Consider the following 25,518-nt stretch of genomic DNA (forward strand, 5'->3'; position numbering starts at 1 on the left):
CTGCGCCGATCAGGAATTGTAGTGGGGCGCGCGGGGGCATCGTCTTGGGGGCGATTGGCAATTTTTGCGGTCGGCTCCGCGTCTATGGACGAGAAAGCACGACCTATGAGCAATACCGATATCTCCACCGGTTCCAACAACACTCTGCCGGTCGCCGTCGCCGATCCGGCTGAGATCGCCCGCATCGGTGACAGCATCGATCTGACCGACCGCGCCGGCATTTCCGTTTATGGCGACCGTGCCCAGCAGGCCGTTTCCGACTATTCTGACCGTATCCTGCGCGAGGTGCGCAACCGCGATCTCGGCGAAGTCGGCAAGCTGTTGACCGATATCATCGTCAAATCGAAGAAGCTCGATCCGGCCTCGCTGAAGGACGAAGGTTTCCTGTCGCGGATGTTTTCCTCGTTCCGGGCCAAGCTGGAGCGTTTCAAGGAGCAGTTCGAGGACGTGGCCGGCCAGATCGACCGCATCGGGCTAGAGCTTGACCGTCACAAGGATGTTTTGCGCCGGGACATCGCCCTTCTGGACGACCTGCATGAAGAGACCAAGCAATCGATCGTACAGCTCGATGCCTATGTCCAAGCTGGCAAGGATTTCGCCGAGCGTTTTCGCGCGAACGAACTTCCCCGGCTGAAAAGTGCCGCTGATGCGGCTTCGGCCAATCCCGGTGGCGGCATGCTGGAGGCGCAGGTCTATCAGGACAGCCTTCAGGCACTCGACCGGCTGGAAAAGCGGGTTTTCTACCTGCAACAGGCCCGCCAGCTTGGTATCCAGCAATTGCCGCAGATCCGCATCGTCCAGTCGGGCGATGAAACGCTGATCGAAAATCTGCAGGCGACGTCGGCGCTGACTGTGCCGGCCTGGAAGCAGAAGATGGTGATTCTGCTCGGCCTCACCCAGCAGAAGTCGGCCCTCGAACTGCAGAAGACCGTCACCGACGCCACCAATGACATGATCCGCCAGGCATCGAAAATGATGAAGGATCAGGCGATCGCCATAGAACAGCAATCGCAGCGCGGTATCGTGGATATCGACACGCTCGCCGCCGCCAATCGCGACCTGATCGACACGATCGGTGGCGTCCTGAAGGTGCAGGAGGACGGCCGCGCCAAGCGGGCCGAGGCCGAACAGCGGATGCAGAAAATGACCATTGAGCTCAAAAAGGCGATGATCGAGGCGCGGTGAATCCATGGCAATCCGCACTTTTGCTACCGCGCTGACCCTGGCGGCCGCGCTCCTGTTGAGCGGCTGCAATGTCGGCGGGCAGGTCTCGAAGTTCTCGATCATTTCCGGCTCGGAAAACACCGTGCTGCAACTGATCGTCGAAGAGTTCTGCAAGGAGAAGAAGACGACCTGCAGCTTCTCATACGAGGGCACGCTGGATATCGGCCTGGCACTCCAGAGCGAGCAGGGTGTCGAGCAGGATGCCGTCTGGCCGGCGTCGGGTGTCTGGGTCGACATGTTCGATACCAAGCGCCGGGTGAAGTCGCTGACATCGGTCGCGCAGATGCCTGTCGTTCTCGGTGTGCGCAAATCCAAGGCCGAGGCGCTCGGCTGGGTCGGCAAGCCGGTCTATATGAAAGACATATTGGCGGCGGTGAAGAGCGGCTCGCTGAAGTTCCTCATGACCTCGGCCACGCAATCCAACTCCGGCGCCAGCGCTTATCTTGCCATGCTGTCGAGTGCGCTCGGCAACAAGCCCGTTATCGAGCCGGGCGATCTCGACAAGCCCGATGTCCAGAGCGCAGTTCGCGCGTTGCTTGGCGGTGTCGAGCGTTCCTCGGGCTCGTCGGGCTGGCTTGCGGATCTCTATACGGAGTCTGCCGGCAAGGGCGTACTTTACGACGCCATGTGGAATTACGAAGCGATCCTGAAGGAAACCAACGACAAGCTTACCGGCATGGGCAAGGAGCCGCTTTATGCCATCTACCCGGCCGATGGCGTCGTCGTTGCCGATTCGCCGATCGGCTTTGTCGATCATGGGCGAGGGCAGGAGGTCGAGACTTTCTTCAATCAGCTCGTCGACTATTTGCGCTCCGCCCCGGTGCAGAAGCGGATCGCCGATACGGGCCGCCGCATCCCGCTCTCCGATATCGCCGCGAAGCCGGACCCGACATGGAATTTCGATCCGACCCGGATCGTGACGGCCATCCGCATGCCGGAGCCGGCCATGATCCGTCAAGCGCTGGATCTCTATCAGGTCGCATTGCGCAAGCCTTCGCTGACGGCTCTCTGCCTCGATTTTTCGGGCTCGATGGCGGGTAAGGGCGAGGAGCAGCTGCAGGCTGCCATGCAGTTCCTGTTCAACCCCGACGAGACCGGCAAGGTTCTGGCACAATGGACGCCCGCCGATCGCATCATGGTCATTCCCTTCGACGCCACTGTGCGCACCACCATCGAGGCGACGGGAAGGCCCGATCAGCAGAAGACTTTAGTGGAAAGGGTCTCGCGTCAGCATGCGGGCGGCGGTACCGATATGTATGCCTGTGCGAGCAAGGCGCTCGACTGGATGAAGTCGACGCAAGAGCTGTCGTCCTACCTGCCAGCGATCGTCATCATGACCGATGGGAAATCCGACGATGCCAACGGCTATTTCATGAGCCGCTGGGCATCTGTGAGCCCGCATGTGCCCGTGTTCGGTATCACTTTCGGCGATGCGGACAAGCGGCAGCTCGACGCCCTCGCGCAAGAGACCTCAGCGCGCGTCTTCGACGGCCGTGGCGATCTGGTCAGCGCATTCCGGGCGGTGCGCGGCTACAACTAGGGTATTTCTGTTTAAACGGAGGAACGGAAATGCCCTATCTCTTTGTTTTCACGCAATTCCGGACGCAAAGCAGCTTCGCACTTTTGCCGGAATTGCTCTAGGACGATAATGCGCAATTGGTTCGGCAATGACTGGAATTGGATCGTGGCGGGGCTCGCTGCCGCGATCGTTGTTCCCGTGCTCAGCTTCTTCGCCGGCATGCCGATATGGATCGCAGCGATCATCGGTCTTTTCGTTTTTGTCGGTCTGATCTTCGTCCTCGCGCCGAAACGCATGTTCGAGGGGCTGGATGCCAAGGCGATCGGCAGGGGACGTATGGAGTTTGCTCGCGATCTGTTGAGCACGGCGGCACCTGCAGCCGAGAGGCTCGAAGCATCGGCAAAACAGATTGGCAGCAAGGATGTGGCAAAACGGGTGCGGCATCTGGCGGAAATTGCCGCCGACGTCTTCGCCAAGGTCGAGGCCAATCCGGAAAGCGCCGGCACCGTCCGGCGGTTCCTCAGCTATTATTTGCCGCGCGCGGCGGAGGTAGCGGAGGGATTTGCCGTCATCGAGGCGAAGCGCCAGCCGGATGCCGCACGCCTGCAGGAGGTCGGCCTCGTTCTGACCAAGCTGGAAGACGCTTTCGTACATTATTCCGACAGCCTGGTTGAAGACAGGCTCGATACGCTTGATACGGAGCTGCGCCTGATACAGGCCTCGCTCAAAGAGGACATAGGACGCTGATGGCCATTTCCCGCCGCGCTTTTGGAGTAGGGCTTCTTGCCGCCGGTGTCGCAGGGACCGGAGGCTATTTCGCCGTCAAGGACCGGCCGGAGCTGCAGGGGCTGCTCGGCAACAGCACCAAGCTCTTCGGCTTCATCGGCGGTGAAAAGGAAGCATTCCTCGCCGATCCGGACGTGATCTCGGCGCTGCACAGCCATGGGCTCGAAATCAACAGCCGTGTCGCGGGCTCCGTGGAGATGGTGCGCGAGCAGGCGCTTCTGTCGCAAAACCCGGCCTTCCTCTGGCCCTCCTCGTCGATCATGGTCGATATCGCCCGGCAGAACGGCCTCAAGATCCGCAATGACCGCGTTATCCTCAACACGCCCGTCGTCGTCTATTCCTGGCAGCCCGTGGTGGATGGATTGACCAAGGCGGGGCTCGTCACCACGACGCCGGAAGGGCAGCACCAGCTTGATCTCAAGGCGCTGCTGGATGCTGTGCTCGCCGGCACGAACTGGTCGAAGCTCGGCGTCAATTCGCTCTATGGTCAGGCCAGGATCGTGTCGACGGATCCGAACCGCTCCAACTCCGGCTTCATGTTCTCCGGTCTGGTGCTGAGCCTCCTGAGTGGTAATGTGGCGAGCGCTGACGGTCTCGCGCTGTTCGGCGACAGGGCGCAGGCCATCTTCCGCAACATGGGTTTCAAGTCGTCGTCGTCGGGCAAGCTGTTCGAACAGTATCTCGCTGGTGGCATCGGTGGTGAACCGATGATCGTCGGCTACGAGAATCAGCTGGTGGAGTGGATCATCGCCGATCCTCAGCGCTGGAAGAGGGTTCAGGCGAGCAACAGCGCCAAGCCCGTTGTGCTCTATCCGCACCCGACCGTCTATTCTGCGCATCCGCTGATCGCCATCGACGAACAGGTCGATCGCATGATCGAGGCTCTCATCAGTCCGCGATTGCAGGAGCTCGCCTGGACCAAACACGGCTTCCGCGGCCCGCTCGGCACTGCGACCGGTGATGCAGACAGCGCGATTGCCGGCCTGCTGCCGGCCGAAATCGATGCCGTATTGCCCATGCCGGACGCCAATGTCATGCTGGCTCTGCTCGATAAATTGGCCAGCTGAGGGCAGGGCACGCTTATTTTTGGTCCAAAAGCCTTGCATTCCAAGCGAATCGAAGGTATGGGCACCCGCATTCCACACGTAAGGCATGGGATTGTCCGGGAGAAATCCGGATTGTTCCGCCCGGTGGCATTCTCGAAGAGGATGCTGTTCGCCTTGCGGAGGTTCAACCGGAAAAGGATACAAAGGCATGGCATTGCCCGATTTTTCTATGCGCCAGCTTCTCGAAGCAGGTGTTCACTTCGGCCACCAGACGCATCGCTGGAACCCGAAGATGAAGCCGTACATTTTCGGCGATCGTAACAACATCCACATCATCGACCTCGCCCAGACGGTTCCGATGCTGAGCCGCGCTCTGCAGGTTGTCAGCGACACCGTTGCCCGTGGCGGCCGCGTTCTGTTCGTCGGCACCAAGCGTCAGGCGTCCGAACTGATCGCCGACAGCGCCAAGCGCTCGGCCCAGTACTACGTCAACGCCCGCTGGCTCGGCGGCATGATGACCAACTGGAAGACGATCTCCAACTCGATCCAGCGTCTGCGCAAGCTCGACGAAATCCTCTCCGGCGAAGCCCAGGGCTTCACCAAGAAGGAGCGTCTGAACCTTGAGCGCGAGCGCGAAAAGCTCGACAAGGCCCTCGGCGGTATCAAGGACATGGGCGGCACGCCGGACCTGATGTTCATCATCGACACCAACAAGGAAAAGATCGCGATCGACGAAGCCAAGCGCCTTGGCATCCCGGTTGTCGCCATCATCGACTCGAACTGCGACCCGGACCTGATCGACTACCCGATCCCGGGCAACGACGACGCTTCGCGCGCCATCGCTCTTTATTGCGACCTGATCTCGCGCGCTGCCATCGATGGCATCGCTCGCCAGCAGAGCGCATCGGGCCGTGACCTCGGCGCTTCTGAAGAAGCTCCGGTCGAGCCGACCCTGGCGGACGGCACCGAAGCCTGATCGCGCCGCGAGGCGGGCAGTAGACTGCCCGCTCAAGCGCATTGACATCCGGGATAAGGCCGTTTGCGACTTCAAGAAGTTCGAGCGGCCTTATCGCATTTTAGGTAACGTGTTGCCTGGGCGGAAAATCCAGGCATGTTCCAAACAGAATTCCACAGTATGACGCTGCTTCATAACGCTGTCATACTTACGGGTACATTTCGTCCCTCAAATCGGTGCCGCTTCGGCTCAACGCCGTTTGCCGCACCGTATGAACCGACAAGAGGAAGCTTATGACCGAGATTACGGCTGCACTGGTGAAAGAACTGCGCGAAAAGTCTGGCGCAGGCATGATGGACTGCAAGAAGGCGCTGACCGAAACGAACGGCGATATCGAAGCCGCGATCGACTGGCTGCGCGCCAAGGGCATCTCCAAGGCCGACAAGAAGTCTGGCCGCACCGCCGCTGAAGGCCTGATCGCCATTGCCGGCGCCGGTCACAAGGCCGTTGTCGTCGAGCTCAACTCCGAAACCGACTTCGTTGCCCGCAACGATGCCTTCCAGGACCTCGCTCGCGGCGTTGCCGAAGTTGCGCTGTCCACCGACGGCACGGTCGAAGCCATTTCTGCCGCGACCTATCCCGCATCCGGCAAGCCGGTCGCCGACACCATCAAGGACGCGATCGCAACCATCGGCGAAAACATGACGCTTCGTCGTGCCGCCAAGCTGGAAGTCGAGCACGGCGTCGTGGCGACCTACATCCACAACGCTGCCGGCGACGGCATCGGCAAGCTCGGCGTTCTGGTTGCCCTGAAGTCGGTCGGTGACAAGGCCGTGCTGACGTCGATCGGCCGCCAGGTTGCCATGCACATTGCTGCTACCAACCCGCTCGCTATCCGCGCCGAAGAAGTTGATGCCGCAGTCGCCGAGCGCGAACGCAACGTCTTCATCGAGCAGTCCCGCGAATCCGGCAAGCCGGAAGCCATCATCGAAAAGATGGTCGAAGGCCGCATGCGCAAGTTCTTCGAGGAAGTCGCTCTTCTCTCGCAGGCTTTCGTCATCAACCCGGACCTGACGGTTGCTGCTGCCATCAAGGAAGCTGAAAAGACCGCCGGCGCCCCGATCGAAATCACCGGCATGGCCCGCCTGCTGCTCGGCGAAGGCGTCGAGAAGGAAGAAACCGACTTCGCTGCCGAAGTCGCGGCCGTCGCTAAGGGCTGATCGCCGAAAAGAGACATATCCTGGTTTGGTGAAACCATATCAGGGAAAACGTATGGGCATCGCGTGACAACGCGGTGCCCTTCGTGTATCCGGCTTTCACAATCATTCCCCCGATGATCACTTCAAGGAGCTACGATGTCCCAGCCGATCTACAAGCGCGTGTTGCTCAAGGCCTCCGGTGAAGCTCTGATGGGCAGCCAGGGATTCGGCATCGACGTCACCGTCGCCGACCGGATTGCCGGCGATATCGCGGAAGCGCGCGCCATGGGTGTCGAAGTCGGCGTCGTGGTCGGTGGCGGTAACATCTTCCGCGGCGTTGCGGTGGCCTCCAAGGGTGGCGACCGCGTGACCGGCGACCATATGGGCATGCTCGGCACGATTATCAACGCGCTGGCGCTGGCGACCTCGCTGCGCAAGCTCGATATCGACACCGTCGTACTCTCGGCCATCTCCATGCCGGAAATCTGCGAAAGCTTCTCGCAGCGCGCCACGCTCTATCACCTCTCGCTCGGTCGCGTGGTGATCTTTGCCGGCGGCACCGGCAATCCGTTCTTCACCACCGATTCTGCGGCCGCGCTGCGCGCCGCCGAGATGGGTGCCGAGGCGATCTTCAAGGGCACCCAGGTCGACGGCATCTATTCCGCCGACCCGAAGAAGTTCCCCGATGCCGAGCGCTTCGACCATCTGACCCATAGTCAGGTGCTCGAGAAGGGGCTGGCCGTCATGGACGTGGCTGCCGTGGCGCTTGCACGCGAAAATTCAATTCCGATCGTCGTCTTCTCCATTCACGAGAAGGGCGGCTTCGCGGAAATCTTGACCGGCGGCGGCCGCAAGACCATCGTATCAGACAATTGACATTCCTGTGACGCCGGGTCAGCCCGGTGTCGCCTCATTACAGGGGAGCATAGACATGAGTGAAGCCAGCGATCTCAAGGAACTGAAGCGCCGTATGGATGGTGCCATTGCGGCATTCAAGAGCGACATTGCCTCACTGCGCACCGGGCGCGCATCCGCCAACATTCTGGATCCGGTCACCATCGAAGCCTATGGTTCGCGCATGCCGCTGAACCAGGTTGCCAATATCACCGTACCGGAGCCGCGTATGCTGACCGTGTCCGTATGGGACAAGTCGATGGTTGGCGCCGTCGAGCGCTCGATCCGCGAATCCAATCTCGGCCTCAATCCGATCGTCGATGGTCAGAACCTGCGCATTCCGCTGCCGGAGCTCAATGAAGAGCGCCGCCGCTCGCTGGTGAAGGTTGCCCATGAATATGCCGAAAAGGCGAAGGTGGCGATTCGCCATGTCCGCCGCGACGGTATGGACGGCCTCAAAAAGGCCGAAAAGGACGGCGTAATCGGTCAGGACGAGAGCCGCTCGCTCTCCGAACGTGTGCAGAAGATGACGGATGAGACGATTTCGGAAGTCGACCGCTTGCTAGCCGACAAAGAAAAGGAAATCATGCAGGTCTGATCGTACGCTGGGGAGTGTCGCGCTTTCGATTTTCGCAATATTGAAAGCGGCGACTGCGCCCTAGATTATGAGGCCAGAGCATCTTTCCGCCGAACGAAACCGGACCCCTATGTCAGCTCCTACGTTCTCTGTCGTACCTGAACACGTTGCCATCATCATGGATGGCAACGGTCGCTGGGCCAATGCGCGCGGCCTTCCGCGCACCATGGGCCATCGCAAGGGCGTGGAGGCGGTTCGCGAGACGGTGCGGGCAGCCGGCGATATCGGCATAAAATATCTCACTCTTTTCGCTTTCTCCTCGGAGAACTGGCGCCGTCCCGAGGCGGAGGTGAGCGATCTCCTCGGCCTCCTCAAGGCTTTCATCCGTCGGGACCTTGCAGAACTTCATCGCCAGAACGTGCGCATCCGCGTCATCGGCGATCGCACTGGTCTGCGCGGCGATATCCTGCCCTTGCTGATCGAGGCGGAGGAGACCACCCGGAACAATACGGCCCTGACGCTGGTCATTGCCTTCAATTATGGTTCGCGCGATGAAATCACGCGTGCCTTTGCCGGCCTTGCAAAGGATGTCGAGGCGGGGCGGCTGCGCCCGCAGGATATCACTCCGGAGCTGGTCGATACCCGTCTGGACACTGCCGGCATTCCTGATCCGGATCTCATTATCCGCACGAGCGGCGAAGAGCGGCTCTCGAATTTCCTGCTCTGGCAGGCCGCCTATTCCGAATTCATGTTCGTGCCGGACTATTGGCCCGATTTCAGCCGCGATCTCTTCTTTGCCGCACTGGAGAAATATGCTGCGCGCGACCGGCGCTTTGGCGGGCTTTCCGCCAAGCAGGCGGCGGCCGTGGGGTCTTGATGAGTCGCGAACTCAGGCTGCGTATCATCTCCGGCTTCATTCTCGCCGTCATCGTTCTTGCCGCTACTTGGTATGGCGGCTCGGGTTTTCGGCTGCTGGCGGCCGTGATCGGCCTGCTCGTCTATTATGAATGGTCGACGATATCGGATCTGCACGGCCGTGATCCCCAGGGAAACGCGCTCGGCTGGCTTGGGCTCGTATTGATCGCGGGTGCGACGGCATTAAGCGAATCCGTCTATTCCATCGAGGTTCTGGCCGCCTTCGTTGCCGTCACGGCGATCATGGTCGCCGTGCGTGGCAAGAGCTGGTGGCTACCGGGCGGCATATTCTATTCCGGATTGACGGCGATTGCCCTTGCCGAGATCCGCGATGACGATTTTCGTGGCTTCGTGCTGATGTTGTTCATTTTTGCCACGGTATGGGCGACCGACATCTTTGCCTATTTCGTCGGCCGGGCTATCGGCGGGCCGAAGCTCGCGCCGAGCATATCGCCGGGCAAGACCTGGTCGGGCGCCATCGGCGGTGCTATCGCGGCCGTCATCGCGGGAACGGCGGTGGTCTGGAGCTTCTTTTCAGCCGAAGATCTGTGGATTCCTCTCCTTGCCCTGGTGCTTTCCGTCTGCAGTCAGATCGGCGATCTGTTCGAGTCGTTCGTCAAGCGCAAGTTTGGCGTGAAAGACTCCAGCCATCTGATTCCCGGGCATGGCGGCGTCATGGATCGGGTCGATGGACTAATTTTTGCTTGTTTTGCAGCGTTTTTGTTGGCTATCGTAATATCGCTGACAATGAGCGGCGAGACCTTTTCATTGGGCGGCGTTCTGCTCGGGGTCTGAATTAACACGAACAGGATCGTTGCATGGGTAGCGCGGCTGGCTTCATCGGTTTCTTGACGAACAATGTCATCACATTTGTCTTTGTGTTGTCGTTGCTCGTTTTTGTGCACGAGATGGGCCACTATCTGGTCGGTCGCTGGTCCGGCATCCGCATCATGGCCTTTTCGATCGGCTTCGGGCCGGAGATTGCCGGATTTACCGACAGACACGGCACGCGCTGGAAGCTCTCCCTCATTCCGCTCGGCGGTTATGTACGATTCTTCGGCGACGAGGATGCCTCCAGCAAGACCGACGTGGATCAGCTCTCGGCCATGACGGAGGAGGAGCGCGCCCAATCCTTCGCCGGAGCCAAGCTTTGGAAGCGGGCTGCAACCGTTGCAGCGGGACCGATCGCCAATTTCCTCCTCGCTATTGCGATCTTCGCAGTCCTTTTCAGCGTTTACGGCCGCACGGTTGCCGATCCCGTCGTGGCCATGGTGACGCGCGACGGCGCGGCCGCGGAAGCCGGCATCGAACCGGGCGACCGCCTGATCGCAGTCGACGGCAACAAGGTGACGACGTTCGATGAAGTGCAGCGCTATGTCGGGCTGCGTCCGGGCCGCACGATTGTGCTGACTGTCGACCGCGACGGTCAGAATCGCGATTTCCGGATCGTTCCGAAACTCGTCGAGGACACGGATCAGTTCGGCAACAAGATGGAGATGGGCCGCATCGGTATCGCACTCGTCGATCCCGTCGTGACCGCGATAGAGCCGGCTGGACCGGCAGCAAAGGCCGGCGTGCAGGCGGGAGATCGCCTGATTGCCGTCGATGGCAACAACGCCGCCACCTATTACGATATCGGCCGCTATATCGCCGAGCGCCCCGGCAAGAGCATCGTGCTGACCATACAGCGCAATGGCGCGATCCGCGATTTGCCGATCGTGACGGCGACATTGGTGGATACGGATGCATCCGGCAACAAGAAAGATGTCGGCAGCATCGGCATCGCGCCGATCGATCCCCTGATTGCATCGATCGGTTCCGACAGCCCGGCTCAGACGGCCGGCTTGGAACTTGGTGATCGCATTCTTTCTGTGGATGGACGAGAGATCAGCTCCATCGGCGAAGTACAGCGTTATGCGGCAGCTCACGCCGACAAGCCCATGGCGCTGTCGGTCGAACGCAACGGCCAGACACGCGACGTGACAGTGACACCGAAAAAGTCGGAAGAGACCGATATCTTCGGCGCCAGAACGGAGATTGCCACGATCGGCATCAGCGATGGGCAGAAGCCTATCAGGCTGCGTTACGAGGCTTATGGGCCGCTGCAGGCGCTTACCGAAGGTGTGAAGCAGACCGGCAGCATCGTTTCCGGCACCTTCGAATATATCGGCAACGTCATCGGCGGATACATGAAGGCCGATCAGCTTGGCGGGCCTATCCGGGTTGCGCAACTCTCCGGACAAATGGCAACCCTGGGTTTTTCTGCGGTGCTCCAATTCGCCGCCATACTTTCTGTTTCAATAGGGTTATTAAATTTGATGCCGGTCCCGGTACTTGATGGCGGGCATCTGATGTTCTATGCGATTGAAGCTGTAAGGGGAAAACCTCTGGGTGCACGAGCGCAGGATATCGCTTTCCGGATTGGATTTGCGATGGTGCTCTCGCTCATGGTGTTTGCGACCTGGAACGATATTAGTTCCAGAATAGGCTAGTGGGGCGACGAGAGGAAAATTACGATTTATTTACGATGTTTCAAAGCCGTAGTGGCGAATGGGCCACGCTTTGAAATGAAGTAAACAGAAATTAACGTGCTCCCTTGCTTGTATGTCAAAAGCGGGTAAAACGACACACGTGGCCGGAATCGGGTTCGCTCGGGGCTGGGGACGATTGAAAAAAGGTAAGAAGTGAAATGAAGGCTGGTTCAAAATTTTTGAACGCAGTGTCGGCGGTAGCGCTGTCTGCAGGTGTTGTTGCGTCGGGCGCTGGTGTGATCACCCTTGCCTCTGTTTCAGTCGCGGAAGCAGCTGTTATTCAGCGGGTTGACGTTCGCGGGGCTGGGCGTGTCGGTGAGACGGCTGTCCGGGATAATATCACCATTAAGCCCGGTAAGAGCTTCTCCCCCAGTGACATCGACGCTTCGGTGAAGCAGCTTTATGCCACCGGATATTTCTCGGATGTCCACATCACCGTTTCGGGCGGCACGCTGGTCGTATCGGTCAGCGAAAACAAGCTCATCAACGCCGTGGTCTTCAACGGCAACCGAAAGATCAAGGATGACAAGCTGCAGGGGATCGTCCAGACCCATGCGGCAGGCCCGTATAACGAAGCGACCGTCCAGGCTGACGTCAAGACCATCAAGGATGCCTATGCATCCATTGGTCGTAACGATGTGCAGGTAACGACGCAGACCGCCGAGGTCGCGCCGGGCCGCCTGAACGTGGCCTTCGTCATCAACGAAGGTGATCGCACCAAGATCGACAAGATCAATTTCTCCGGCAACCAGGCCTATGGCAGCGGTCGCCTTGCTTCGGTCATCAGCACGAAGAAGAGCAACTTCCTGTCGTTCCTGACGCGTAAGGACGTTTACAGCCCCGAGCGCCTGCAGGGCGATCAGGATCAGCTGCGTCAGTTCTACTACAACCATGGTTATGCCGATTTCCGCGTCGTCAGCGCCGATGCGACGCTGAACGAGCAGAACAACGAATACACGCTGAATTTCAACGTCGATGAAGGTCCGCGTTATACCTACGGCGACATCAACGTCATCTCGACCGTCGAAGGCATCAATGCCGACGAGCTGAAGGGCCTTGTCATCACCCACAAGGGCGATGTTTACAGCGCCAAGGATATCCAGACTTCGATCGAGAACATTTCCAAGCGCGTCGCGGCTGCTGGCTATCCATTCGCCCGCATCACGCCGCGTGGTAACCGCGATCTGTCCGGTCACACCATCGGTATCGAATATCTCGTCGACCAGGGCGAGCGCGCCTATGTCGAGCGCATCGAAATCCGCGGCAACACCCGCACGCGCGATTACGTCATCCGCCGCGAGTTCGACCTTAACGAAGGCGATGCCTTCAATCAGGAAATGATCACGCGCGCCAAGCGTCGCCTTGATGCGCTCGGCTACTTCACCAAGGTCGATATCTCGACGGCTCAGGGCAGCGCTCCGGACCGCGTCATCGTCATCGTCAATGTCGAAGATCAGCCGACCGGCTCCTTCGGTATCGGTGCCGGCTACGCTGTCGGCAACAATGGCGGCCTGCTTCTGGAAGCTTCGGTCGAAGAAAAGAACTTCCTCGGCCGCGGTCAGTACATTCGCCTCGCCGCAGGTGCCGGTACGGAAGGTAATCGTACCTACAACATCTCGTTCACCGAGCCTTATTTCCTCGGTTATCGTCTGGCTGCCGGTTTCGATATCTTCAAGAACCAGACGTCGAGCGACGATTACTACGATTATTCGGAAGAAGGCTTCTCGCTGCGCGTCACCGCGCCGATCACCGAGAATCTGGCGACGACCCTGCGCTACAACTACAAGCGCCTGACCTACGATGGCACGAACGATTGGCAAAACAATCTTTCGGCTCCGTATCTCAACCTCGTCGAGAACGGTCCGTGGGTACAGTCGACGGTCTCGCAGACCTTCACCTACAACACGCTGGACGATCAGAATCTTCCGCGCGAAGGCCTCATCGCCAAGTTCACGCATGAATTTGCGGGTCTCGGCGGCGACTCTGACTTCTACAAGTTGAGCGGCAAGGCTCGTTACTATCAGATGATCAGCGACGAAGCCGATATCATCGGCTCGCTGACGGTGGGTGCCGGCTACGTGATGCCGACGAATGGCAAGCTGAACGTCTTTGATCAGTTCACGCTCGGCGGCCGTGAAATCCGCGGCTTCGAAAATGCCGGTATCGGTCCGCGTTCGTCGCATGGCGATCCGCTCGGTGGTACGACCTACTTCACCGCTTCGGCTGAAGCCAGCATGCCGATGCCGGGTGTTCCCCAGGATATCGGCTTGCGTATTGCAGCCTTCGCTGACGCAGGCACGCTCTACGGCAACAAGGCGAATCTCTTCGGCGATACGCTTCACAATGACAACTCGATCCGTGCATCGCTCGGTGCTGGTCTGATCTGGTCGTCGCCGTTCGGTGTCATCCGCGTTGACTATGCTGTGCCGGTTCTCAAGGAAGACTACGACAAGGTTGAGAATTTCCGGTTTGGCATCGCCAACCAGTTCTGATATCGGCAGTCCAGAACTGCGGGCTTGAACACCGTTCTGGAGCTGTGCTTATGGAACATACTGGTTTTTTCCCGCCCCATGGTGGCGTCAGCTTGAAACAATTGGCTGAGCATCTTGGGGCGGAATTGGCTGATGCGACTTCTTCGGAGGTCGTCATCAGATCTATCGCTCCCGTCTATCGGGCGGGCGAAGGTGATGTTTGTTATATCCTTTCCCGAAAGAATCGAGCTGAGCTGGAGACCTGCAAGGCTTCAGCCATCATTTGCCTACCGGCGCTGAAATCTTTCGTTCCCGATCATATCCCGGTACTTCTGTCGAAGAAGCCGCATACGGATTTCGCCATTGCCGGTGCGTTGCTGCATCCGCAAGCCATGCGCCCGGTTACGTTCACCGTGAATCCGCGTGTAATTTCCCCTGCTGCGACGATCGACGCGACTGCGAAGCTGGAGGCCGATATCGGCGTCGAGCCGGGTGCGATCATCGGCCCGGGCGCGGAGATCGGCGAGGGGACCTATATCGGCCCCAACGCCCTTATCGGACCGGGCGTCAAGATCGGGCGCAATTGCAGCATCGGCGGCGGTGCGAGCGTGCTCTGTGCCTATCTCGGCAATGGCGTCATCATCCACAATGGCACGCGCATTGGGCAGGACGGTTTTGGTTATGCGCCTGGGCCGCGCGGTATGGTCAAGATCGTGCAGATCGGCCGCGTCATCATCCAGGACAATGTCGAGATCGGCGCCAATACGACGATCGATCGCGGCACCATGGATGATACCGTGATCGGCGAAGGCACGAAGATCGACAATCAGGTCCAGATCGGACATAACGTCCGCATCGGTCGCCACTGTGCCATCGTCAGTCAGGTCGGCATTGCCGGCAGTACGGTGATCGGCGATGGTGTGCAGATCGGTGGTCAGGCGGGCCTCAATGGGCATATCCACATCGGCGACGGCGCGCAGATCGGTGCCAAGAGCGGCGTGATGAACAGCATCCCGGCCGGCGAGCGCTATGCGGGTCTTCCGGCGCGGCCGCTTTGGGATTTTCTAAGGGAATCGGCGGAGATCGCAAAGCGGTCAGGAGCCAGAGACAAGAAAGACGGGAGTGCGGAGCATGACTGAAGAAGCCAAGGCGTCGTTGTCGTCGGCTGACATTCTGGAAATTATGAAGCTTTTGCCGCATCGCTATCCCATGCTCATGGTCGATCGGATCATCGAGATCGATAGCGATAATTCCGCGATCGGCATCAAGAACGTGACGGCCAACGAGCCGCAATTCACTGGCCATTTTCCGAGTTCTCCGATTATGCCGGGCGTGCTGCTCATTGAAGGCATGGCGCAGACCGCCGGCGCGATCTGCGCCCGCAAGGACGGCATCGGCGGCAACCTCGTCTACTTCATGACGATCGATAATGCCCGCTTCCGCAAGCCGGTCGTTCCGGGCGACCGCGTCGAATTCCATGTCGTCAAGCAGAAGCAGCGCGGCACCATCTGGAAATTCCATTGCGATGCCAAGGTCGACGGTTCTTTGGTCGCCGAGGCCGATATCGGTGCGATGATCGTACGGAAGGACCAGGAACAGGCATGAGCAGCATCGCAAAGAGCGCCCGCATTCATAAGCTGGCGGTTATCGAAGACGGCGCGGTCGTCGGCGAGAATGTTGTTGTCGGTCCGTTCTGCTATGTCGGTCCCAAAGTTGTGCTGCATGACGATATTCAGTTGCTCAACAATGCCGTCGTGACGGGTCGTACGACGATCGGCAAGGGAACCAAGATCTTTCCGATGGCCGTTGTTGGCGGTGATCCGCAGAGCGTTCATCATCACGGCGAGGAAACGACGCTTGATATCGGCGAGAACTGCACGATCCGCGAGGGCGTGACGATCAACACCGGCACGGCCGATTACGGTGGCAAGACGATCGTTGGCAACAACAACCTGTTTCTTGCCAACTCGCATGTCGCTCACGACTGCCGCGTCGGCAACAACGTCATCATGTCGAACAACGTCATGCTGGCTGGACATGTCACCATCGAGGATCGCGCCATTCTTGGCGGCGGTTGCGCGGTACATCAGTTTACCCGCATTGGTCGACAGGCTTTTATCGGTGGTCTCACGGCTGCGAGCTATGATGTTATTCCCTATGGCATGCTGAACGGCAATCCGGGCGTGCTTTCCGGGCTGAATATCGTCGGCATGACGCGCGCGGGCATCGACCGCGCTGTCATTCATCGCGTTCGCCGCGCTTACAAGAGCATCTTCGAGACCGAAGGTTCGGTTCGCGATAATGCAGCCGCCATCCGCGATGAATATGCCGACTGCAAGGAAGCGATGGAAATTCTCGATTTCATCGCTGCCGATAGCGATCGCGCACTGTCGTCGCCCAATCGCGGCAAGGCCTGAAGTGGTTTCGGCCGGCCAAAACGGCAAGGGCAGGCTGGCGATCATCGCAGGCAGCGGCCTTTTGCCGGTTTATGTTGCTGACGCCGCCCGGCAGGCTGGTGAAAACCCCGTTATTATCGCGTTGACGGATGAGGCGGACCGAGATTGGTCCGCCTTCGATCATGCCAATCTTGGCGTTGGCAATTTTGCCGGTCTCGAAGCGATGTTCCGCCGACATGGCATCGACCGCGTCGTCATGTCGGGCGGCGTGGCGCGGCGCCCTTCCTGGCGTCAGGTGCATCCGACTTGGCGCGTCATCAGGGAATTGCCCTCGACCATCCGCACTCTTCTTTCGGGCGGCGACAATGCCGTCCTGCAGATGGTTATTCGCCTGATCGAAGCCGGTGGCGTTCGCGTCGTCGGCGCACATGAGATTGCGCCGGATCTGTTGGCGACGACAGGTCCTTTGGGAAAAATCGCACCAGTGGACGAAGATCTGCGCGATATTGCGCAGGGTGCTAAGGCTGCGGATGCGCTGGGACTTCTGGATGTGGGGCAGGGTGCGGTCAGCGTCGGCGGCCGCGTCGTGGCGCTCGAAGGCGCCGAGGGCACGGACAAGATGATCGAGCGGGTTGCCGAACTGCGCGCGGCTGGACGCATTTCCACCCGCCGGCGCGGCGTGCTCGTCAAACTCTGCAAGCCGCAGCAGGATGTCCGGGCCGATTTGCCGTCGATCGGCGTCTCCACGGTACTAAATGCCAAGAAGGCAGGGCTTGCTGGTGTCGCCGTCGAAGCCGGCAGAGCGCTGATCCTCGATCGGCAAGCGGTGATCGCCGCTGCCGATGAGGCCGGCATTTTCGTCTGCGGCATTGATCGAGGCCTGAGCGCGGAGGGCTTCATGTGAGCGGCGCGCCTTTGAAGCTTGCTGTCGTTGCCGGAGAGGTCTCGGGCGATCTGCTGGGCGGCGATCTGGTCGCGGCCTTGAAGCGACGCTACGATGGCCCGGTCGAACTGGTGGGCGTCGGCGGCGAGGCGCTGGAGGCGCAAGGCCTGCATTCGCTTTTCGACTATTCCGAACTTTCGATTATGGGCTTCATCCAGGTCATCAAGCGGCTACCGAAGCTGCTGGCTCGTATTCGCCAGACGGCCGAGGCGATCATCGCTGCAAAGCCCGACGTGCTTTTGATCATCGACAGCCCCGATTTCACGCATCGCGTTGCCAAGCGGGTGCGCAAGGCGCTGCCGGATCTGCCTGTTATCAATTACGTCTGCCCCAGCGTCTGGGCGTGGAAGGAATATCGCGCACAGCAGATGCTCGCCTATGTCGATCATGTGCTGGCCGTCTTGCCCTTTGAGCCTGCTGCCATGGAGCGCCTGGGTGGTCCGGCAACCACCTATGTCGGTCATCGTCTGACGGTTGACGCTAATCTTCTGGAGACCCGCCGCCAGCGTGCCTTGCGCGGTCTCGGCGGCCCTGGCGCACGGAAGACGATCCTGCTTTTGCCCGGATCGCGCGCATCGGAGATCCGGCAGTTGCTTCCGGTTTTTGAGCGGGCTACCGAAGAATTTAGCCGGCGAAATAATGATGTTCGTTTTTCGCTGCCGACCGTGCCGCGGCAGGAGGCGTTGGTTCGTTCTTTGACGGCTAATTGGCAGGTCAAGCCGGATATCTTTGTCGGCCAGGATGCCAAATGGACTGCCTTCGCGCAGGCGGATGCTGCCATGGCGGCCTCTGGCACCGTAATCCTGGAGCTGGGGCTTGCCGGTGTTCCCGTGGTCTCGACCTACAAGACGGAGTGGCTCGCGAAGTTCGTGCTGTCGCGTATCAAGATATGGACGGCAGCCCTGCCGAACCTGATTGCCGACTACGCCGTTCTGCCCGAGCTCATCAACGATGTTCTGCGACCGGGCATGTTGGCTCGCTATATGGAGCGCCTGTCGAGCGAGACGCCGGAGCGCGCCGCGATGCTGGCAGGCTACGATCTCGTCTGGGAGCGAATGCAGACCGAGGAGCCGCCCGGCGACAAGGCGGCGCAGATTGTTCTGGACGTTCTAGCCCATAAAAAAACCGGTCATCTCTGACCGGTTTTTTTATTTCATTACCGAAGCTTAGCGCTTGGAAACAGGCACATATTCGCGCAGCGGAGCGCCGGTATAGAGCTGGCGCGGACGGCCGATGCGCTGATGCGGATCCTCGATCATTTCGTTCCACTGAGCGATCCAGCCGACGGTGCGGGCAAGAGCGAACAGAACGGTGAACATGGTCGTGGGGAAGCCAAGAGCCTTCAGCGTAATGCCGGAGTAGAAGTCGACGTTCGGATACAGCTTCTTCTCGATGAAATACTCGTCCGTCAAAGCGATGCGCTCGAGCTCGATCGCGATGTCGAGTAGCGGATCGTCCTTGATGCCGAGTTCGCCGAGAACTTCGTGCGCCGTCTTCTGCATGATCTTGGCGCGCGGATCGTAGTTCTTGTAGACGCGGTGGCCGAAACCCATCAGGCGGAACGGATCGTTCTTGTCCTTGGCGCGGGCGATGAATTCCGGAATGCGGTCGACCGTGCCGATTTCGTTCAGCATGTTCAGTGCAGCTTCGTTGGCGCCGCCGTGAGCCGGTCCCCAAAGGCAGGCGATGCCTGCTGCGATACAGGCAAACGGATTGGCACCGGAGGAGCCAGCCAGGCGAACCGTCGAAGTCGAGGCATTCTGCTCGTGATCGGCATGCAGGATGAAAATGCGGTCCATGGCGCGTGCGAGCACCGGATTGACGACATATTCTTCGCAAGGAACGGCAAAGCACATGCGCAGGAAGTTCGACGCATAGTCGAGGTCGTTCTTCGGATAAACGAAAGGCTGACCGATATGGTACTTGTAGGCCATGGCGGCAAGCGTCGGCATCTTGGCGATCATGCGCAGGCTTGCGACCATGCGCTGGTGCGGATCGGTGATGTCGGTCGAGTCGTGATAGAAGGCAGAGAGCGCGCCGACGCAGCCGCACATGACGGCCATCGGATGCGCGTCGCGGCGGAAGCCGGTGAAGAAGCGCGACATCTGCTCATGAACCATCGTGTGGTGGGTCACGCGATAATCGAAGTCTTTCTTCTGTGCCGCCGTCGGCAGTTCGCCGTAAAGAAGGAGGTAGCAAACTTCGAGGAAATCGCCGTGTTCGGCCAGCTGATCGATCGGATAGCCGCGATGCAGCAGAACGCCTTCGTCGCCATCGATATAGGTGATGCTCGACTCGCACGACGCGGTGGAGGTGAAGCCAGGATCGTAAGTGAAAGTGGAGGTGTTCTTATAAAGGGCACCAATATCAATGACACTCGGGCCGATGGTTCCGGTCTTGACCGGCAGGTCCACCGTCTTTTCACCCCAAGTTAGTTTCGCGCTTTGTTCCGTCATGCTGATCCTCCAAGATTTGGCGGGATTGACGCCATAAAAAGCGCCAAAAGGTTAAGCGACTACCGACTAGCTATATGATCCAGAGCCTAATGCCAAGTTATCCTAACGCTGAATTGTGCAATGCAGTATCAACTTTTGGGCACTGCGGAAGCGTCTTTAATTATGCTACGCGGGCAAACCGGCTCAATTGCGCCATGCTTGCGCCGATTTTGGTTGAATTCACTGCCTGCTGACGGCAAAAATCGCGCGAAAGCTGTAGTTTTGCGTGGGGGCGGTAGCGCGTGCCTAATTTGGAGGCATCCGAGCAGCGGAAGAAGGGTGGGGACGTTGCTGCGCTCTCGCAGCCTCGCCCAGTTGTCGCCACGATTACCTCCCGCGCCGAAGTGCCGCGACGGGAACGGACGCAAGATCAGACGCGGCTGACATCGCGGCTGCTGCGGATATTCGACAGCATTCGGCTTGGCACCTTGAGACTGATCGAAGAGGAGGCGGCCTATGGTCGCGCGATCCTGCTTGCGCCGATCTACATGGGCCTTGGCGCAATTTTCTGGTTCAAGGCTGGCAGCGATCCGCCTGCACAGGCCGTTCTTGCGGGCCTGTTGGTCTTCGCCAGCGGGTTTGCGCTCATGCGGGAGGCGGGCAGGCTGTTTCGCCATCTGCTTTTTGCCGGCATGCTCCTTTGTCTGGGCATGGCGCTGGCGCAATGCGAAAGCTGGCGGGTTTCCACTGTCATGCTCGATTCGGCCGTGACGACGACCGTGACCGGTCAGGTCGAACGGCGGGAATCCTATGACAATGGACGCTGGCGCTATGTCATCCGCGTCGGGGCAACGGAAAAGCCTTCCATTCGCCGCGCACCGCAACGGGTTACGATCTTCGTGCGCAAGCAAGCGGAGCCATTCGATCTCGGTGACCGTATTCAGGGCAGGGCGCGGCTGGCGCCTCCGGCCGGACCAGCCTTGCTTGGCCTCAATGATTTCGCCTTCAGCTCCTATTTCAATGGTATCGGTGCGAATGGTTTTGCCTACGGAACGCCGAAATTATTGTCCCCAGCCAGTGATAATACCGCCGACTCTCTGATGGATACGGCCGATATTTGGCTTGCCGGCCTGCGCAACAGCATAGGTGACAGGATCAGGCAAACCCTGCCGGGAGATACCGGCGCCTTTGCTGCAGCGCTTGTCACCGATGAGAGACGCGCAATCTCCAAGGACACGACCGAAGCGCTGAGAATTGCCGGTCTGACCCATATTGTCGCAATCTCCGGTCTGAACATGGCGCTGTCAGCCGGTATTTTCTACGTTGGCCTACGCTATTTGTTCAGCCTGTTTCCGGGTGTCGCGCAGGCTTGGCCGACCAAGAAATTCGCCGCCTTCGGCGCGCTTCTCACTGTCACGGCCTATTACCTCATCTCCGGCTTCGGTGTGTCCGCCGAGCGTGCCTTCATCATGATGGCGATCATGCTCGTGGCCGTGCTTTTCGATCGGCCATCGATCAGTCTGCGCAATGTCGCACTTTCAGCGATCATCATTCTTGTACTGTCGCCATCTCAGGTACTTGGCCCGAGCTTCCAGATGTCCTATGCGGCGACGCTGGCGCTCGTGTCGGGCTATTCGTTATGGAAGCGGCGGCGGCATCGTGAAAGCATTCTATCGCGCATCCGTCTGTTAAGTCCGCTATTATTCGTCACGCGCTTCTTTGGAGGCGTGATGTCGACCTCGTTCATCGGCGGTGCGTCGACGGCCATTTTCTCGATCGAACATTTTCACCGATTGGCGACATATGGCCTTGCCGCCAATCTCGCGGCCATGCCCATCGTCTCTTTTATCGTCATGCCTTTCGGCATGGCGGCGATGTTGCTCATGCCGCTCGGACTCGACGGGCCTTTCTGGAAAGTCACCGGAGAGGGACTGGAACTCGTCATCGTGATTGCAAGAACCGTAGCCGGTTGGGGAGGCGACATTACCTTCGGCCGCCAGCCGGCCTGGTTGATGCCGACGTTCATTGTCGGCTTCCTGATCATGAGCATCTTGCGGACGCGGCTTCGCCATCTGGGTCTGCTATTGTTGCTTTCATCCGTGGGCTTGGCAGCATTCGGCTCCGGCGTACCAAAACCCGACCTGATGATCTCCGAGGATGGCGTCCTGGTCGCGTTGCGCCAGGATGATATACTCGCGACCAACCGAGAGAGACCGCAGGCCTTCATTTTCGAACAATGGCAAAAGGCATTGGTTGCGGCGGAGCATCAGCCGCCGACTATGCTTCCTGCCGATAGCCGACTGCCACAGATCAGCAAGGCAGATCGTTATAAACGATTGAACAGTGAAGAACAGAAGGCAGTCCGGACGGCAATGGAGGAAGCCCTGGATCGCACCATGCAGGGCAGTTTCGCCTGCCAGAAAGGAGCATGGTGTGCAGCCATCCTCGAAAACGGCGCAATATTGGTCACGATCGAGAACGCAGCCTATCTGCCCTCGGCCTGCGACATGGCGAATATCGTCGTAACGCCAATCCGATTACGGCTAGACCATTGCCGCTCCGGAGCGATGCTCATAACCGGTGCGACATTACGAAAAACCGGGTCCATCGAAATGGCGCTCACCGCCGATAAACCCACTATCTCCGCCGCGTTCGAAAACCCGCAGCGGCCATGGACCAGACACCGAACTTATGATTGGCGCACCGGCAAATTCGATGCACCAAATGCGCAGGCATCACCAATCGTTGACAATTCACCGGTCAGTGATAGCGACGAATAAGGCCGACGAGCTTGCCCTGGACCTTGACGCGGTCTGGCCCGAAGATGCGGGTTTCATAGGCGGGGTTTGCGGCTTCCAGCGCGATCGAGGCACCCTTGCGACGGAAGCGCTTCAACGTAGCCTCTTCATCGTCGACGAGCGCAACGACGATATCGCCGGGATTGGCTGTCGTTGAGTTGCGGATGATCACCGTATCACCGTCGAAAATTCCGGCGTCGATCATCGAATCCCCTCGAACCTCCAGCGCATAATGCTCGCCGGAGCCGAGCATATCGGCGGGAACGGTAATATCGTGCGTATTGTTCTGGATGGCCGAGATCGGAACGCCGGCAGCAATGCGACCCATCACCGGTACGGATGCCGAGCCATTGTGATCGTCATTTGCCACCTTTTGTGGAGCCGGAGGGGCGACAGGCTGTGGCTTGCCGAGGCTGCCCTCGATGACGCTGGGCGAGAAGCCGCGGCGCGGCTGCAGGCTGGGATTATAGGCATCGGGAAGCTTGATGACTTCGAGCGCTCTGGCTCGGTTCGGCAGCCGGCGGATGAAGCCTCGCTCCTCCAGCGCCGTGATCAGGCGATGAATGCCGGATTTGGATGCCAGGTCCAGCGCATCCTTCATCTCGTCGAAAGATGGTGGTACACCGGATTCCTTCATGCGTTCGTGAATGAAGAGAAGCAGTTCCTGCTGCTTGCGCGTCAACATCGTCTTGGAACCCCAGAATCAAGAAAAAACGGTGAAACAAATCCAGAACGGACACTATATGTTCCATATGTGTTCCGCAAGTACTTAAATTTCGGTAAAGCCTTGTCCGGTCAATTAAATAATTATGACTTGCGAATGGACCGGCTGAGAGCAGCAAAGCGATATATCCGCGCTAACCTATCGAAAAATATGGAAAATGTCGTTTCGTTCATTCGCAGGGTTTTGTGACATGCCGGGAATATCGAAGATGTCGACCAATGCCATGTGACATCGCATAAGCCGGCTTTGGGAGAGAATCAGCAATCACTTTTGCGAGATTGCATTCCGCCCATGTCGTGCGCTTCGGGCGTTCACGCTTCCATCTTGAATTGCGCGGGGGATCGGCGCAAATCTGCTGCCGCAGGCAAACAGGAGGAACTATGATTTCGTCTCCGCATCCACTGGATCATCTCGTGCTGCCGACCGTCAACATCGCTCTGGCACGCGAACGCCTCGGCAAGCTCGGCTTCACGGTGGCCCCAGATGCGCGCCATCCCTTTGGCACGCAGAATGCCTGCGTCTTCCTTGCCGATAAAACCTATCTCGAGCCTCTGGGCGTGGCATCTCCGGAGCAGTGCGAGAAGAGCATCGTGGATGGTAATGTTTTCGTCGCACGCGACCAGGCTTACCGCTTTCGGGTCGGGGAGGATGGTTTTTCAGCCGTGGTGTTCGGCACGGATGATGCCGTTGCGGATGATGAGCGCTTCAGAGCGGCGGCAATCTCGGCGGGACGGATGCTGGATTTCTCCCGTCCGATGAAGATGCCGGATGGGACGGAAACCATGGCCGGCTTTCGTCTTGGCTTTGCCGCTGATCTGCGTGCGCCGGATTTTCTCGCATTCTGCTGTCAGCGCATCAATCCGCTACCAGCCGATCGCGGCATGCTTGAGCGGCACGAGAACGGCGTGACCGGCATTGCCCGGGTAGTGCTTTGCGCGCCGAAGCCGGCGGTCTATCGCAGCTTCTTCGAGGAGGTTATCGGTGGCCCGCGCATTGTGGAGCATTCCTTTGGCCTGACGATCAGGGCCGCCAATGCCGATCTGGAGATTTTGACGCCGGAAGGAATGGAGGCATTCTATGATCTGCCTGTCCGTACAGACGATCCGGGGCTCAGGGCGCGCGCAATCCTTTTTAAAACGCGCGATCTTTCCGTGACATCGTCGCATTTCACTGCTAACGGCGTCACCTATACGCGTAAGAACAATCGTATATTGGCAAGACTGGCGCCCGGTCAGGGCGCGCTGTTCGCCTTCGAGGAGATAGCATGAGCACGAATTCCGAAGTGACCGTCGGCGAAGGAGCCTCCAAGGTCCTGTTCTCCAACACCTCCAAGCTCTCGCTGATTGCCGGCCCCTGCCAGATGGAGAGCCGCGACCATGCATTTATGGTTGCCGGCGTCCTGAAGGAGCTCTGCGGCAAGCTCGGCATCGGCCTTGTCTACAAGTCCTCCTTTGACAAGGCCAACCGCACCTCGCTGTCGGGCAAGCGTGGCATCGGCCTGGAAAAGGCGCTGGAGGTCTTTGCTGACCTCAAAAAGGAATACGGCTTTCCGGTCCTGACAGACATCCATACGGAAGAGCAGTGCGCCATCGTTTCCAAGACGGTCGATATCCTGCAGATCCCGGCTTTTCTGTCGCGCCAGACCGATCTGCTGGTCGCCGCCGCCAAGACCGGCCGTGTCGTCAACGTCAAGAAGGGTCAGTTCTTGGCCCCCTGGGACATGAAGAATGTGCTTGCCAAGCTCAATGAAAGCGGCAATCCGAACATCCTTCTGTGCGAGCGCGGCGCCTCCTTCGGCTACAACACGCTCGTTTCCGACATGCGCTCGCTGCCGATCATGGCGGCGATGGGCGCTCCGGTGATTTTCGATGCGACCCATTCGGTGCAGCAGCCCGGCGGGCAGGGCGGCTCAACCGGCGGCGATCGCCGATTTGTCGAGACACTGGCGCGTGCCGCTGTCGCCGTCGGTGTTGCCGGCCTTTTCGTCGAGACGCATGAAGACCCGGATAATGCACCGTCTGATGGCCCGAATATGGTCTATCTGAAGGATATGCCGCGGCTTCTGGAGAAGCTGCTGGCCTTCGACGCAATCGCCAAGGCCTGAA

22 protein-coding genes are annotated in these 25,518 nt (G+C 59.2%); 20 read left to right on the forward strand and 2 right to left on the reverse strand.

Features of this window, described 5'->3' with window-relative positions:
- Positions 1-105: 105 nt before the first annotated feature.
- The 17 genes from ABOK31_RS06460 to lpxB all read left to right on the forward strand — a co-directional run bounded on the left by ABOK31_RS06460 (position 106) and on the right by lpxB (position 18,595).
- On the forward strand, positions 106-1,185 hold the full coding sequence (locus ABOK31_RS06460; RefSeq protein ID WP_349958193.1) for a toxic anion resistance protein: 1,080 nt from the start codon (positions 106-108) through the stop codon (positions 1,183-1,185).
- Between the two features lie 4 nt (positions 1,186-1,189).
- A complete protein-coding gene (locus ABOK31_RS06465) occupies positions 1,190-2,764 on the forward strand; it encodes a VWA domain-containing protein (protein ID WP_349958194.1) in 1,575 nt (524 codons plus the stop codon).
- Positions 2,765-2,872: 108 nt separating this feature from the next.
- Positions 2,873-3,490 carry a 5-bromo-4-chloroindolyl phosphate hydrolysis family protein gene (locus tag ABOK31_RS06470; RefSeq protein WP_174174689.1) on the forward strand — a complete coding sequence of 206 codons (618 nt, stop codon included), beginning with the start codon at positions 2,873-2,875 and terminating at the stop codon, positions 3,488-3,490.
- Positions 3,490-4,596, forward strand: coding sequence for a hypothetical protein (locus ABOK31_RS06475; RefSeq protein ID WP_349958195.1), 1,107 nt, complete (start codon positions 3,490-3,492; stop codon positions 4,594-4,596). Before ABOK31_RS06470 ends, ABOK31_RS06475 begins: the two co-directional genes overlap by 1 nt.
- A gap of 187 nt (positions 4,597-4,783) precedes the next feature.
- Positions 4,784-5,551 (forward strand): 30S ribosomal protein S2, encoded by a 768-nt coding sequence (rpsB, locus tag ABOK31_RS06480; RefSeq protein WP_047633284.1) that lies wholly within the window; start codon positions 4,784-4,786, stop codon positions 5,549-5,551.
- Positions 5,552-5,823: 272 nt separating this feature from the next.
- The gene (tsf, locus tag ABOK31_RS06485; RefSeq protein WP_174174693.1) at positions 5,824-6,750 is read left to right on the forward strand and encodes a translation elongation factor Ts; all 927 of its coding nucleotides are present in this window, start codon (positions 5,824-5,826) and stop codon (positions 6,748-6,750) included.
- Between the two features lie 135 nt (positions 6,751-6,885).
- Complete coding sequence (pyrH, locus tag ABOK31_RS06490) at positions 6,886-7,605, forward strand: UMP kinase (RefSeq protein WP_174174695.1); 720 nt, start codon at positions 6,886-6,888, stop codon at positions 7,603-7,605.
- Between the two features lie 55 nt (positions 7,606-7,660).
- A complete protein-coding gene (gene frr / locus ABOK31_RS06495; RefSeq protein WP_174174697.1) occupies positions 7,661-8,221 on the forward strand; it encodes a ribosome recycling factor in 561 nt (186 codons plus the stop codon).
- Positions 8,222-8,330: 109 nt separating this feature from the next.
- Positions 8,331-9,077 (forward strand): isoprenyl transferase, encoded by a 747-nt coding sequence (locus ABOK31_RS06500; protein ID WP_174174700.1) that lies wholly within the window; start codon positions 8,331-8,333, stop codon positions 9,075-9,077.
- Positions 9,077-9,910 carry a phosphatidate cytidylyltransferase gene (locus tag ABOK31_RS06505; protein ID WP_349958196.1) on the forward strand — a complete coding sequence of 278 codons (834 nt, stop codon included), beginning with the start codon at positions 9,077-9,079 and terminating at the stop codon, positions 9,908-9,910. The genes ABOK31_RS06500 and ABOK31_RS06505 overlap by 1 nt, the downstream gene beginning before the upstream one ends.
- A 23-nt stretch (positions 9,911-9,933) precedes the next feature.
- Positions 9,934-11,607 (forward strand): RIP metalloprotease RseP, encoded by a 1,674-nt coding sequence (rseP, locus tag ABOK31_RS06510; RefSeq protein ID WP_349958197.1) that lies wholly within the window; start codon positions 9,934-9,936, stop codon positions 11,605-11,607.
- 197 nt (positions 11,608-11,804) lie between these two features.
- Positions 11,805-14,138 (forward strand): outer membrane protein assembly factor BamA, encoded by a 2,334-nt coding sequence (gene bamA, locus ABOK31_RS06515; protein WP_349958198.1) that lies wholly within the window; start codon positions 11,805-11,807, stop codon positions 14,136-14,138.
- Positions 14,139-14,188: 50 nt separating this feature from the next.
- A complete protein-coding gene (gene lpxD, locus ABOK31_RS06520) occupies positions 14,189-15,256 on the forward strand; it encodes a UDP-3-O-(3-hydroxymyristoyl)glucosamine N-acyltransferase (protein ID WP_349958199.1) in 1,068 nt (355 codons plus the stop codon).
- A complete protein-coding gene (gene fabZ, locus ABOK31_RS06525; RefSeq protein WP_092715537.1) occupies positions 15,249-15,722 on the forward strand; it encodes a 3-hydroxyacyl-ACP dehydratase FabZ in 474 nt (157 codons plus the stop codon). Before lpxD ends, fabZ begins: the two co-directional genes overlap by 8 nt.
- Complete coding sequence (gene lpxA, locus ABOK31_RS06530; RefSeq protein ID WP_174174709.1) at positions 15,719-16,534, forward strand: acyl-ACP--UDP-N-acetylglucosamine O-acyltransferase; 816 nt, start codon at positions 15,719-15,721, stop codon at positions 16,532-16,534. Before fabZ ends, lpxA begins: the two co-directional genes overlap by 4 nt.
- A gap of 1 nt (position 16,535) precedes the next feature.
- Entirely contained in the window at positions 16,536-17,417 is an 882-nt protein-coding gene (locus tag ABOK31_RS06535; protein ID WP_349958200.1) for an LpxI family protein, read from the forward strand.
- On the forward strand, positions 17,414-18,595 hold the full coding sequence (gene lpxB, locus ABOK31_RS06540) for a lipid-A-disaccharide synthase (RefSeq protein ID WP_174174713.1): 1,182 nt from the start codon (positions 17,414-17,416) through the stop codon (positions 18,593-18,595). Before ABOK31_RS06535 ends, lpxB begins: the two co-directional genes overlap by 4 nt.
- A 27-nt stretch (positions 18,596-18,622) precedes the next feature.
- Here lpxB and gltA read toward each other — a convergent pair whose 3' ends face one another.
- Positions 18,623-19,912 carry a citrate synthase gene (gene gltA / locus ABOK31_RS06545; protein ID WP_015339806.1) on the reverse strand — a complete coding sequence of 430 codons (1,290 nt, stop codon included), beginning with the start codon at positions 19,910-19,912 and terminating at the stop codon, positions 18,623-18,625.
- A 281-nt stretch (positions 19,913-20,193) separates the two neighbouring features.
- On the opposite strand from gltA, the gene ABOK31_RS06550 reads away from it, so the two are divergent.
- Positions 20,194-22,671: a ComEC/Rec2 family competence protein gene (locus ABOK31_RS06550; protein ID WP_349958201.1), complete on the forward strand. Its 2,478-nt coding sequence runs from the start codon at positions 20,194-20,196 to the stop codon at positions 22,669-22,671.
- Here ABOK31_RS06550 and lexA read toward each other — a convergent pair.
- Positions 22,652-23,374 carry a transcriptional repressor LexA gene (gene lexA, locus ABOK31_RS06555; protein WP_349958202.1) on the reverse strand — a complete coding sequence of 241 codons (723 nt, stop codon included), beginning with the start codon at positions 23,372-23,374 and terminating at the stop codon, positions 22,652-22,654. The two genes, ABOK31_RS06550 and lexA, sit on opposite strands and share 20 nt — an antisense overlap.
- A 419-nt stretch (positions 23,375-23,793) precedes the next feature.
- Here lexA and ABOK31_RS06560 point away from each other — a divergent pair, with 419 nt between their 5' ends.
- A complete protein-coding gene (locus ABOK31_RS06560) occupies positions 23,794-24,681 on the forward strand; it encodes a VOC family protein (RefSeq protein WP_349958203.1) in 888 nt (295 codons plus the stop codon).
- On the forward strand, positions 24,678-25,517 hold the full coding sequence (kdsA, locus tag ABOK31_RS06565; RefSeq protein ID WP_174174718.1) for a 3-deoxy-8-phosphooctulonate synthase: 840 nt from the start codon (positions 24,678-24,680) through the stop codon (positions 25,515-25,517). Before ABOK31_RS06560 ends, kdsA begins: the two co-directional genes overlap by 4 nt.
- The last annotated feature ends 1 nt before the right edge of the window (position 25,518 follow it).

The sequence above is a fragment of the Rhizobium sp. ZPR4 genome (assembly GCF_040215725.1).
Lineage (GTDB): Bacteria > Pseudomonadota > Alphaproteobacteria > Rhizobiales > Rhizobiaceae > Rhizobium > Rhizobium rhizogenes_D.

Bases quoted from the DNA above. Each gene is read 5' to 3' on its own strand.
- ABOK31_RS06460 (WP_349958193.1), top strand. From the start codon at position 106: ATGAGCAATACCGATATCTCCACCGGTTCCAACAACACTCTGCCGGTC.
- ABOK31_RS06465 (WP_349958194.1), top strand. From the start codon at position 1,190: ATGGCAATCCGCACTTTTGCTACCGCGCTGACCCTGGCGGCCGCGCTC.
- ABOK31_RS06470 (WP_174174689.1), top strand. From the start codon at position 2,873: ATGCGCAATTGGTTCGGCAATGACTGGAATTGGATCGTGGCGGGGCTC.
- ABOK31_RS06475 (WP_349958195.1), top strand. From the start codon at position 3,490: ATGGCCATTTCCCGCCGCGCTTTTGGAGTAGGGCTTCTTGCCGCCGGT.
- rpsB (WP_047633284.1), top strand. From the start codon at position 4,784: ATGGCATTGCCCGATTTTTCTATGCGCCAGCTTCTCGAAGCAGGTGTT.
- tsf (WP_174174693.1), top strand. From the start codon at position 5,824: ATGACCGAGATTACGGCTGCACTGGTGAAAGAACTGCGCGAAAAGTCT.
- pyrH (WP_174174695.1), top strand. From the start codon at position 6,886: ATGTCCCAGCCGATCTACAAGCGCGTGTTGCTCAAGGCCTCCGGTGAA.
- frr (WP_174174697.1), top strand. From the start codon at position 7,661: ATGAGTGAAGCCAGCGATCTCAAGGAACTGAAGCGCCGTATGGATGGT.
- ABOK31_RS06500 (WP_174174700.1), top strand. From the start codon at position 8,331: ATGTCAGCTCCTACGTTCTCTGTCGTACCTGAACACGTTGCCATCATC.
- ABOK31_RS06505 (WP_349958196.1), top strand. From the start codon at position 9,077: ATGAGTCGCGAACTCAGGCTGCGTATCATCTCCGGCTTCATTCTCGCC.
- rseP (WP_349958197.1), top strand. From the start codon at position 9,934: ATGGGTAGCGCGGCTGGCTTCATCGGTTTCTTGACGAACAATGTCATC.
- bamA (WP_349958198.1), top strand. From the start codon at position 11,805: ATGAAGGCTGGTTCAAAATTTTTGAACGCAGTGTCGGCGGTAGCGCTG.
- lpxD (WP_349958199.1), top strand. From the start codon at position 14,189: ATGGAACATACTGGTTTTTTCCCGCCCCATGGTGGCGTCAGCTTGAAA.
- fabZ (WP_092715537.1), top strand. From the start codon at position 15,249: ATGACTGAAGAAGCCAAGGCGTCGTTGTCGTCGGCTGACATTCTGGAA.
- lpxA (WP_174174709.1), top strand. From the start codon at position 15,719: ATGAGCAGCATCGCAAAGAGCGCCCGCATTCATAAGCTGGCGGTTATC.
- gltA (WP_015339806.1), bottom strand. From the start codon at position 19,912: ATGACGGAACAAAGCGCGAAACTAACTTGGGGTGAAAAGACGGTGGAC.
- lexA (WP_349958202.1), bottom strand. From the start codon at position 23,374: ATGTTGACGCGCAAGCAGCAGGAACTGCTTCTCTTCATTCACGAACGC.
- ABOK31_RS06560 (WP_349958203.1), top strand. From the start codon at position 23,794: ATGATTTCGTCTCCGCATCCACTGGATCATCTCGTGCTGCCGACCGTC.
- kdsA (WP_174174718.1), top strand. From the start codon at position 24,678: ATGAGCACGAATTCCGAAGTGACCGTCGGCGAAGGAGCCTCCAAGGTC.